8 protein-coding genes are annotated in these 11,293 nt (G+C 41.8%); 4 read left to right on the top strand and 4 right to left on the bottom strand.

Going from position 1 to position 11,293, the window contains the following annotated elements:
• Positions 1 to 163: 163 nt before the first annotated feature.
• On the bottom strand, positions 164 to 790 hold the full coding sequence (locus tag HMPREF0663_RS10240; protein ID WP_004370452.1) for a TetR/AcrR family transcriptional regulator: 627 nt from the start codon (positions 788 to 790) through the stop codon (positions 164 to 166).
• 109 nt (positions 791 to 899) lie between these two features.
• Here HMPREF0663_RS10240 and HMPREF0663_RS10235 point away from each other — a divergent pair, with 109 nt between their 5' ends.
• Positions 900 to 3,188 carry an NADP-dependent malic enzyme gene (locus HMPREF0663_RS10235; RefSeq protein WP_016665114.1) on the top strand — a complete coding sequence of 763 codons (2,289 nt, stop codon included), beginning with the start codon at positions 900 to 902 and terminating at the stop codon, positions 3,186 to 3,188.
• Between the two features lie 68 nt (positions 3,189 to 3,256).
• On the top strand, positions 3,257 to 4,099 hold the full coding sequence (ispE, locus tag HMPREF0663_RS10230; RefSeq protein WP_036859106.1) for a 4-(cytidine 5'-diphospho)-2-C-methyl-D-erythritol kinase: 843 nt from the start codon (positions 3,257 to 3,259) through the stop codon (positions 4,097 to 4,099).
• A gap of 7 nt (positions 4,100 to 4,106) precedes the next feature.
• Here the strand turns inward: ispE and HMPREF0663_RS10225 are convergent, their stop codons facing one another.
• The 3 genes from HMPREF0663_RS10225 to HMPREF0663_RS10215 are packed head-to-tail and all read right to left on the bottom strand — an operon-like array spanning position 4,107 to position 7,960.
• A complete protein-coding gene (locus HMPREF0663_RS10225; protein ID WP_004370449.1) occupies positions 4,107 to 6,479 on the bottom strand; it encodes an ATP-dependent helicase in 2,373 nt (790 codons plus the stop codon).
• The gene (mtgA, locus tag HMPREF0663_RS10220) at positions 6,476 to 7,216 is read right to left on the bottom strand and encodes a monofunctional biosynthetic peptidoglycan transglycosylase (protein WP_004370448.1); all 741 of its coding nucleotides are present in this window, start codon (positions 7,214 to 7,216) and stop codon (positions 6,476 to 6,478) included. The genes HMPREF0663_RS10225 and mtgA overlap by 4 nt, the downstream gene beginning before the upstream one ends.
• 54 nt (positions 7,217 to 7,270) lie before the next feature.
• Positions 7,271 to 7,960 carry a YiaD family glycine zipper/OmpA-like lipoprotein gene (locus HMPREF0663_RS10215; RefSeq protein ID WP_004370447.1) on the bottom strand — a complete coding sequence of 230 codons (690 nt, stop codon included), beginning with the start codon at positions 7,958 to 7,960 and terminating at the stop codon, positions 7,271 to 7,273.
• Between the two features lie 126 nt (positions 7,961 to 8,086).
• On the opposite strand from HMPREF0663_RS10215, the gene proS reads away from it, so the two are divergent.
• Complete coding sequence (gene proS / locus HMPREF0663_RS10210) at positions 8,087 to 9,568, top strand: proline--tRNA ligase (RefSeq protein ID WP_004370445.1); 1,482 nt, start codon at positions 8,087 to 8,089, stop codon at positions 9,566 to 9,568.
• Positions 9,569 to 9,581: 13 nt separating this feature from the next.
• Positions 9,582 to 11,276 carry a putative transporter gene (locus HMPREF0663_RS10205; protein ID WP_004370444.1) on the top strand — a complete coding sequence of 565 codons (1,695 nt, stop codon included), beginning with the start codon at positions 9,582 to 9,584 and terminating at the stop codon, positions 11,274 to 11,276.
• The last annotated feature ends 17 nt before the right edge of the window (positions 11,277 to 11,293 follow it).

Raw genomic sequence — 11,293 nt, 5'->3', positions numbered from 1 at the left:
CATAGCATTTATCAGAAATAAAAATAAGTTGCATTGCATTTTTTATACAAAGTAGAATAAATCAAACCGGTAAATCGATAATAGAAAAAAATATATGCTATATGGAATATTTCCGGCATTTATGTTATACCCGAATACAATAAAAGACATGTGCCTGTACTCCTTATGCACTCAACCTCTTATCGATAATCTCGATTCCCTTTTGGGTGCAGAAGCCTCTAATTAACGTAAATACGATATTTCGGAATATATATTGCATGTCATATTCCTGATACATCTTTGTTTCCATTACATACTTCATGGCGACATTGCCTATTCTGGATATGATACCATAATCGAAATCAGGACGAAAGAAGCCCTCATGTATCCCTCGTTCGAAGAAACGGCACGCCTCTTCCTCATTCCTTTCATGCTCTTCTTCTAAAAACGCAGTAACTGTTTCGTACTTATGAATATCGGAATAGAACACCGGATTGGTCCTAGCAAGGTCTCCCATCTTCTTCTGATAGAATTCTATGATGATATCCATTACATTGTGTTCGGGTTGAATACTAAAAAATTTCATATAGGCAGCACTCTCATTATGGTAAAGGCGCACACCTTCCAATAGTAAATCCTCTTTATTCGAATATATTTCGTATAAAGTGCGCTTAGATATAGACAATCTTGTAGCTATATCATCCATCTTTACGGCACGAACACCTTTCTGCGTAAACTCCTCCATTGCCGTCTGTAATATTTTACCTTTTAATTCTTGGCGGTAAAGCGTTTGAGTGCAAGTTTTCTTCATAATGTATATAATAACATTACAAAGGTACAAAAAAACAAAAAACTCACTTAGTTTTAATGGTTTTTTACTAACTTTGCATTATTTCAGAAACGAAATAAACATTATTATCATGGTAAAGATTACAAAAGAAGATGCCCTAGCTTATCATCATAACGGGCGGCCGGGCAAGATAGAAGTAAAGCCTACCAAGCCTTACAGAACACAAACCGACCTTAGTTTAGCCTATTCTCCCGGTGTGGCATATCCATGCCTCGAAATTCAAAAGAATATAGACGACGCTTACAAATATACGGATAAAGGTAATCTTGTTGCCGTAATTTCGAACGGTACTGCCGTGTTAGGGCTCGGCGATATAGGTGCCACGAGCGGTAAACCGGTGATGGAAGGCAAAGGATTGCTATTTAAAATTTATGGAGGTATTGATGTTTTCGATATCGAAATAGACGAGAAAGATCCTGAAAAGTTCTGCGAAGTCGTAGAAAAAATAGCCCCTACTTTCGGAGGAATAAATTTAGAAGACATTAAAGCACCCGAATGTTTCTACATAGAAGAACGTCTGAAGAAGACACTAGATATTCCTGTTATGCATGACGACCAACACGGTACGGCGATTATTTCTGCTGCAGGACTGAAAAATGCACTGGAGGTTGCAGGTAAAGATATCTCCAAAGTAAAATTGGTTATCAATGGAGCGGGCGCAGCTGCCATTAGTTGCACCAAATTATATGTGGCTCTTGGAGCGAAAGTAGAAAATATTGTTATGCTCGATTCCAAGGGTGTAATCACTATAGATAGGAAAGACCTGACTTCTCAGAAAAAACAATTTGCTACGAAACGCAAAGATGTACACACATTGGAAGAAGCAATCAAAGGTGCCGACGTATTTGTAGGCTTATCAAAAGGCAATATTCTTACCCAAGACATGATTCGTTCGATGGCCGACAGTCCTATCGTGTTCGCCTTGGCAAATCCTGTTCCCGAGATTTCGTATGAAGATGCTATGGCAAGTCGCCCCGATGTATTGATGTCTACAGGGCGGTCAGACTATCCCAATCAAATCAATAATGTCATAGGATTTCCATATATCTTCCGTGGAGCCCTCGATGTACATGCAAAGGCCATCAATGAAGAAATGAAATTGGCCGCAGTTATAGCCATTGCCGATCTTGCCAAGCAACCGGTCCCCGATGTAGTAAATGATGTGTATCGAGTAAACGATTTAACTTTTGGACCAAAATATTTCATTCCAAAGCCCGTAGACCCGAGATTGATTACCGAAGTAAGTGCTGCAGTTGCCAAGGCTGCAATAGAAAGCGGTGTAGCCCGTAAGACCATAACGGATTGGGATGCTTATAAAAAAGGCTTGATGCAACTATTAGGGCAAGAAACCAAGCTCACTCGTAAGCTTCATGATACGGCACGCCTTCATCCGCAACGTGTTGTATTTGCCGAAGGCGGACATCCTACAATGATGAAAGCTGCTGTTCAGGCCAAACTCGAAGGCATCTGCAACCCTATCCTTCTTGGCAATGTAGACAGGCTGAAACGGCTGGCACAGCGCTTGAAACTCGATCTTACCGGTATAGAACTCATCGATATGCGTGCAGATCAAGAACAAGGACGGCGTGCTACATTTGCAAAACACTTGGCGGAGAAACTCGCAAGAAAAGGCTACACTTTCGAAGAGGCATACGATAAAATGTACGAACGTAACTATTTCGGCATGTCTATGGTAGACCACGGAGATGCCGATGCCTTCATAACAGGCCTGTACACAAAATATTCTAATACGATCAAGGTGGCTAAAGAGGTTGTCGGTATAAGACCAGAATATAAGACGTTTGCTACTATGCACATTCTTAACACTAAGAAAGGAACATACTATATTGCAGACACATTGATTAACCGGCATCCGGATGAGAACGTACTATACGATGTTGCAAAACTGTGCAAGCATTCTGTAAAGTTTTTCAATGATGAACCTGTCATGGCCATGATCAGTTACTCTAACTTCGGTACGGATGAAGTTGGAAGCCCAATGAAAGTACATGCTGCTGTAGAAAGACTGCAACAAGAATATCCGGACTTAGCTGTTGACGGAGAAATGCAAGTAAACTTCGCTTTAGATAAGGAGCTCCGTGATGACAAATATCCGTTTACAAGGCTGAAAGGCAAGGATGTTAATACACTCGTATTTCCGAATATGAGCAGTGCAAACGGCTGCTATAAACTTTTGCAGGCCTTGGCACCAGAGGCAGAAATCATTGGCCCGATACAAATGGGACTCAATAAGCCGATACACTTTACAGACTTCGAATGTTCAGTTCGTGATATCGTCAACATTACAGCTGTCGCCGTAATCGATGCTTATGTAGAGAAAATAAAAGAAAAGAAATAATTTATAAAGATACAATGGGGATGCTATCTCGCGTAGGTAACATCCCTATTATTATAATACCCCGCAACATGATTACATTTCCTTGTGCAAAAATCAATTTAGGTCTTAATATTATTGAGAAAAGAACCGATGGTTACCATAATTTAGAAACGGTTTTCTACCCTATTCCACTATATGACGTTCTCGAAATAAAGTCTATGGATGAGCATTTTCCATCGGAACAACCGTGTGATTTAAAGACAACAGGGAACGTTATCGATTGCAACGAGAGCGATAACCTTGTAATCAAAGCTTATCAGTTATTATCTAAAGATTTCAAAATCCCACGTGTGCATGCTCATCTATATAAGCAAATTCCACCACAGGCAGGGCTGGGAGGCGGCTCAAGTGATGCAGCCTATATGATTAGATTGCTTGACGAACGCTTCAGACTCAACCTCGGAAATGCAGAAATGGAAAGATATGCGGCCAAATTAGGTGCGGATTGTGCATTTTTCATCACATCCGAACCTTCTTTTGCCACCGGTATTGGCGACTGTCTATCGCCCGTCGATACTCCCAAAGGTAATCTTAAAGGTTACTATCTTTGCATCGTAAAGCCCGATGTTGCCGTTTCGACTAAAGATGCTTACGCTGATATCGTTCCACACAAAGCAGAAAAATGCTGTCGAGATATAGTAAAACAGCCAATCGAAACATGGAAAAACGAACTAAAAAATGATTTTGAACTCCCCGTATTTGCCCGATATCCCGTTCTTAAAGATATTAAAGAAGAATTATATCATAACGGAGCTGTGTATGCATCTATGTCAGGAAGTGGAAGCGCCATCTATGGCATTTTCCAAAATGATCCCGCTCCGTCGTTAGCACAAGATTTCAATGCCTGTTTTTTTTCTTGTATGAAACTGTAACAAACAACTATTTAAGCACCTTATATTTGGCAAATTTAAGAAGCAATTGCTTGGTTCCGGCATTCTTAAATTCAACGGTAGCCTTAGTATTCTCGCCAGTTCCTTCAACCTTGATCACAGTGCCAACACCAAATCTTTGATGCTCTATAATATCCCCCTCACTCAACAATACAGAATTTGCAGTGGATATATCGGATGGATGCCTACCCGTTATCTTCGGTTTTATATCGGCTCTAAACTGACTGGCTACAGGACGATTATTCTGTATATGGTCGTTATATCCATAATTGGCATCACCCCATGAGTGCCTTTCCATATACGATCGATTGGCAGGATATTTCTGTTCTCTTCTTTCACTCCATTGGTTACGGCTTCTTGCAAAATAGGATGTTGTCGCATCTTCTTCTTCTGTTTCGCTCTCAATCTTTAAATATTTAGCATCTAAATCCCGCAAGAAACGACTCGGAGTATCGAATTCCATCCTCCCAAAACGGTAACGATTTTTGGCATTCGTCAATATACAATGCTTCTTGGCTCGCGTAATGGCAACATACAACAGACGGCGTTCTTCCTCAAGTTCTCGCATAGAATTGCACGAAAGTGGACTGGGAAAGATGTTCTCCTCAAGACCTACGACAAATACCGTGGAAAACTCAAGGCCTTTGGCGGCATGAATAGTCATAAGTGAAACCTTGCTATCAGAATCATCCTCACTATCTATGTCCGTTAACAACGACACCTCTTGTAAGAAATCGGTTAAGTAGACTTCATTCTCCAGCCCTTCCTCCTTCCTGCCTTCCACAAAATCTTGCATTCCTGCAAGGAATTCGTCGAGATTTTCCTGTCGTGAAAGATCATCAGGATCGGTTCCTGAGTATATTTCGGCTGAAATGCCACTTGCTTTAATCATCTCTTTTCCTAACGTGTATGCATCGGCTGTGGCCACCCGTTCGACAAATTCCGTAATCAAAGTTTTAAAACCGTGCAGTTTCTGCAACGTAGTATTATTAATATCCAAACCGTATTGCTGCGGATCTAAAATTACATTCCAAAGACTCACGCTATGTTTATTTGCCGTAGAGGTAATCTTCGACATCGTTGTATTGCCGATTCCGCGTGTCGGATAGTTGATAATCCTTTTCAAAGCCTCGCTATCGAATGGATTTACTGCCATACGAAAATATGCAATAATATCCTTGATTTCCTTGCGCTGATAAAAACTCAATCCGCCATAAATGCGATATGGGATGTGTTGCCGGCGCATTTCTTCCTCAAAACTGCGGCTTTGAGAATTGGTACGATATAATATTGCGAAATCATTGTATTCACAATCGTCTTGTCGTTTGATGCGCTTGATATCTTTACAAACGATTATTGCTTCCTCTTTATCCGAATAGGCAGGTTTATAGACTATCTTCTCACCCTCATCATTCTTACTGAAAATTTCCTTTGGTATCTGCCTTTCGTTGTGCTTGATCAAGCTGTTGGCCGCCTGAACGATACGTTGAGTTGAACGATAATTCTGTTCTAATTTAAACAAACGGACTTCCTTATATATTTGTCGAAATCCCAACATGTTATCGATATTGGCTCCACGAAAACCGTAAATACTTTGTGCATCGTCTCCGACTACACAAATCTGCCGGTGTTCCTTGGTTAATTGCAAGACGACACACTGCTGTGCGTAATTTGTATCTTGATACTCGTCCACGAGTACATACCGAAAACGGTCGGCATATTTTGTTCTAATGTCGTCGTGCTCATTGAACAGTCTATATGTAAGCAATAGCAAATCATCGAAGTCCATAGCGTTAGATTGCTTACATTGCCGAGCATAAGCAGCATATATGGCACCTACCATCGGTACATGTGCTTCCTGATCGCGGCGGATAGCCTCTTTATCGGAGTTATACAGTACATCTGTTATCAACCGATTCTTAGCCATACTTATTTTGTTGTGCACACCGGCAGGCTTATACAGTTTATCGTCCAAGCCCATTTCTTTAATAATACTCTTTATTAGGGAACGGGAATCGGCTTCATCGTAAATGGTGAAATTAGAATTATAACCAAGTAATTCTGCTTCTACGCGTAAGATGCGCGAAAAAACGGAATGGAAAGTACCTATCTGCAACAGATGTACTGCATCATGCCCTATCAGATTGCCTATTCGGCTCTTCATTTCGTTTGCAGCCTTATTAGTAAATGTCAGTGCCAAAATATTCCAAGGCTTCATTCCACTGTGTAGCAAATAAGCAATCTTATAAGTCAACACCCTCGTTTTACCCGATCCGGCACCGGCAATAACGAGTTGTGGACCATCGGTATATTCCACAGCTTTGCGTTGACTATCGTTCAATTGATCTAATATGCTGTTCATTTTCTTTTACGATGATATATTCCTCCCGAAGTTGTATTAGGGTTAATATCCTCTCCCTCTTTAGGAAAGGTGGGGATAAATCTCATTTCTCTTCCTATCTTTATTTGACGTAAACGTATATAACCGCTTGGAGTTTTACTGCTAAACTTACGTGGATTGGGCAGTGTTGCCGCTATTAGTGCACAATCTGAACGACTGAGACTCTCGGCATCTTTAGCAAAATTATACTTAGCAACGGCATCTACGCCATATATACCGTCGCCCATTTCTATAGAGTTCAGATATACTTCCATGATACGTTGTTTACTCCACATCAGTTCTATGAGCGTAGTAAAGTACACTTCCAATCCTTTTCTGATCCAAGAGCGGCCGGGCCATAGAAATACATTCTTTGCCGTCTGCTGTGAAATGGTGCTTGCACCCAATTTGCGCTTATTTCCAGTCATATTACGCTTGGCAGCTTTCTCTATCGCAGCATAGTCGAAACCATGATGAAGTAAAAAACGCTGATCTTCACTCGCCATTACAGCAACAGGCATATGGGGAGATATGTGGCTCAACGACACCCAATGGTGATGCCACTCCACGCTTCTACCATCAGCAAGTTGCTCAAAAGTACGAATAAACATCAAAGGTGTGAAATATACGGGTACAAATCGATAAACGACTACCGCCAAAACAGTAGTACTAAAGAAAAAAGCCAGTGCCCATCGAAATATCTTTCTTACTAACTGCATATGAATAAAAATGGGCGCATGTATACCATGCGCCCATCGAATGATAGATACGAATTATTTAAGAGTTCCAGCATTTGCAGCATCGACCATTGCTTGAGAAGCATACATATATACTTCTACACGACGATTTAGCTGACGTCCGCTCTTGGTATCATTGCTCGCCACCGGATCAGAACTTCCCTTTCCAACAACATTCTTGAATTGGGATGCACTCACTCCGCAGTTTTCTAAATATGCCACAACGCTCTGTGCACGCTGATTGCTCAAAGGTATGTTGATACCATCGTTACCAGTAGAGTCGGTATGTCCGTAAATGTCAACATAGCAGTCGGCATTCTTTTTTAAGACAGTGGAAAATTTTGCCAACTCATTCTTGGAAGACTGATTCAGTTCCGCCTTATTCGTAGCGAACAAGATACCGCTATCGAAAGTAACCTTTACAGCTTTTAAACCGTTTGCATCGGTCACCTGTTCTACTTTGGCATTCTTTACTTGTGCAGCGGTCTCGGCAGCAACTTTATCCATATGCTTTCCAATAATAGCACCTGCACCGGCTCCAACAGCACCACCTATTGCTGCACCTACAGCTGCACCCTTGCCATGACCGGCTATCGCACCGATGATACCGCCGATAACGGCACCACCTCCTGCACCCAGAAGAGCGCCGGAACCTTGCTTGGTAGCACAGCTATCAAACATCAACACAAAACACATGAAAAGTGTTGTAATCTTCATTTTCTTCATAATCTCTAATCTTTATTGTTTAAATAAACTGCTTGCAAAGGTAATTGTTTTTTCATGATAATGTCATCATTACAACATTTTTTTGTAATTTTGCGGACAAATTTAAAAACGTAAGCATTTATATACATGGCAAAAGAATTAAAAGAATTAACCAAGCGGGCCGACAATTACAGTCAGTGGTACAATGATTTGGTGGTAAAAGCCGATTTGGCAGAGCAATCAGCCGTACGTGGCTGTATGGTCATTAAGCCCTACGGATATGCGATTTGGGAAAAAATGCAACAACAACTGGATAAAATGTTCAAAGAAACGGGTGCACAGAATGCGTATTTTCCACTGCTTATTCCGAAATCGTTCTTGAGCAGAGAGGCTGAACATGTAAAAGGATTTGCCAAAGAATGTGCAGTCGTTACGCATTATAGACTTAAATCGTCGGAAGATGGGCGTTCTGTCGAAGTAGATCCATCGGCACGACTCGATGAAGAGTTGATCATTCGTCCGACTTCTGAAACAATTATATGGAATACTTATAAAAACTGGATACATTCTTGGCGCGATTTGCCGTTGATGTGTAACCAATGGTGCAACGTTATGAGATGGGAAATGCGTACTCGTCCATTTCTCCGTACGTCAGAATTTCTGTGGCAAGAGGGACATACTGCACATGCTACCCGTGAAGAAGCCGAAGAAGAAGCTCAACAAATGCTTCGTGTATATGCGGAATTTGCAGAACAATGGATGGCTGTTCCCGTATTGCAAGGCGTGAAGAGCGAAACGGAACGCTTTGCAGGAGCACTCGATACATATACAATAGAGGCGATGATGCAAGACGGTAAGGCCTTGCAAAGCGGTACCAGCCACTTCTTAGGACAAAATTTTGCTAAGAGTTTCGATGTTACCTATTTAAATAAAGAGAACAAACCGGAATATGTATGGGCTACATCATGGGGAGTTTCAACCCGTTTGATCGGTGCTCTAATTATGACTCACAGCGATGACAATGGCCTTGTACTGCCTCCACGGCTCGCTCCTATTCAGGTCGTAATCATTCCGATCACGAAAGGTATAGAGCAATTACAGGCTATTTCTGCCAAGCTTTCCCCCATTATAGCCTCTCTTCGAGAGCTGGGTATCAATGTTAAATACGACGATACCGATAACAAACGCCCCGGATTTAAGTTTGCAGATTACGAGCTAAAGGGAGTCCCCGTACGTCTTGTAATGGGTGGACGTGATCTTGAAGACAATACGATTGAAGTAATGCGTCGTGATACTTTAGAAAAAGAAACTGTTTCCTTGGATGGTATCGTAGACTATGTAAAACACCTGCTCGACGATATGCAAAAGAATATTTTCGACAAAGCGCGTAAATATCGCGATGAAAGGGTTTACGAATGCCATGATTACGATGATTTCAAAGAAAGAATAAAGAATGGAGGCTTCTTCTTGTGCCACTGGGATGGAACGGAAGAGACGGAGGCTAAGATAAAAGAAGATACGCAGGCAACCATTCGCTGCGTGCCTTTTGCCTATGAACAGACCGAAGGCATAGACATGGTTTCGGGTAAACCGTCGAAACACAGAGTTATTATTGCACGCAGCTATTAAACGTTTTTGAAATATGAATTGGTTAATAAATCTTTTTACATCGACAGATTCAGTTGCACATATCGCATTGCTGTATGCCGTAGTTATCTCTGTCGGTGTATTATTGGGCAAGATAAAAGTCGGAGGTATCTCGTTAGGAGTCACGTTTGTGCTGTTTACCGGTATTCTTGCAGGGCATATCGGTTTTACCGCACCGACTAATATTCTCACTTTTATACAAGATTTCGGTTTGATTCTTTTTGTTTTCTGCATTGGTCTGCAGGTTGGTCCGGGCTTTTTCGAGAGCTTCCGCAAAGGGGGTATCACGCTGAATTTGCTTTCCACGGTACTGATTATTCTCAATGTCGGAGTAATGTTTGCCTGCTATTTTATCTTTTTCGACACAACAGATGTAAATAATCTCCCGATGATGGTTGGTACGCTTTACGGTGCCGTAACCAATACACCGGGACTCGGTGCTGCCAATGAGGCGTTGACTTCCGTATTTCAGAAAGGCTCCATTCCACAGATCGCCAGCGGATATGCCTGCGCTTATCCTCTCGGAGTTCTGGGTATCATCGGCGCCACAATAGCAATTAGATACATCTGTCACATCAGTCTGGAAAAAGAAGAAGAAGATTTAAATGTGGCTGAAGATGATAATCCGCACGCCAAACCCCACCAAATTCATCTTAAAGTACAGAACTCATTCATTGCCGGACGTACATTGGCGCAGATTTCGGAGTTCCTCAATCGCGACATTGTATGCACCCGTATCCTACACGATGGCAAAGTGACAATCCCCAAGAGAGATACGGTTTTTAATCTTGAAGATGAGGTTCTTATCGTTTGTGCAGAAGCTGATGCTGATGCCATACAAGCATTCATCGGCCCCTTGATAAGCAATTCTTGGGACTATGAAGACAAGACACAGCCGTTGGTATCCAAGCGTATTATTGTTACACGATCGTCTATGAGTGGTAAAGTACTCGGAAAGATGCATTTTTCTAGTGTCTATGGCGTGAATGTAACGAGAATAACCCGTCAGGGTATAGACTTGTTTGCAAGCCGAGACCATCATTTCCACGTCGGCGACCGTCTGATGGTAGTCGGACCGGAAGATAATGTAAATCGTGTTGCCGAACTGATGGGCAATTCTAATAAACATCTTAACACTCCGAATATCGCAACCATTTTCATCGGAATTATTGTAGGTATCATTTTCGGGAGTATTCCTTTGGCTATTCCGGGCATGCCTGTACCGTTGAAACTCGGTATTGCCGGCGGCCCTCTGATCATAGCAATCCTCATTGGAAGATACGGTGACAGACTTCGATTGGTTACTTACACTACAACTTCAGCCAATATGATGCTCCGTGAGATAGGACTCGTGCTATTTTTAGCCAGTGTAGGCATAAAAGCTGGTGCCGGCTTCTGGGAGACCGTAGTACAAGGTGACGGACTGAAATATGTATATACCGGTTTTCTCATTACTATAATCCCGATTCTCATCGTAGGAACCATTGCCCGCCTAACGTATAAACTCAATTATTATACCATAATGGGTATGATCGCCGGAACATGTACCGATCCACCGGCATTAGCCTATGCAAGTCAGATATGTTCCAAAGAGGCTCCTGCTGTAGGATATTCTACTGTTTATCCATTGAGTATGTTCCTAAGAATATTTATAGCTCAGCTCATCGTATTATTCTGCTGCCACGCGTAAGAGAAATAGGTCGAATT

Source organism: Hoylesella oralis ATCC 33269 (assembly GCF_000185145.2).
Classification (GTDB): Bacteria; Bacteroidota; Bacteroidia; order Bacteroidales; family Bacteroidaceae; genus Prevotella; species Prevotella phocaeensis.
Note: the sequence above shows the minus strand (reverse complement) of the source record. Positions and strands in the feature narration are given on the sequence as shown.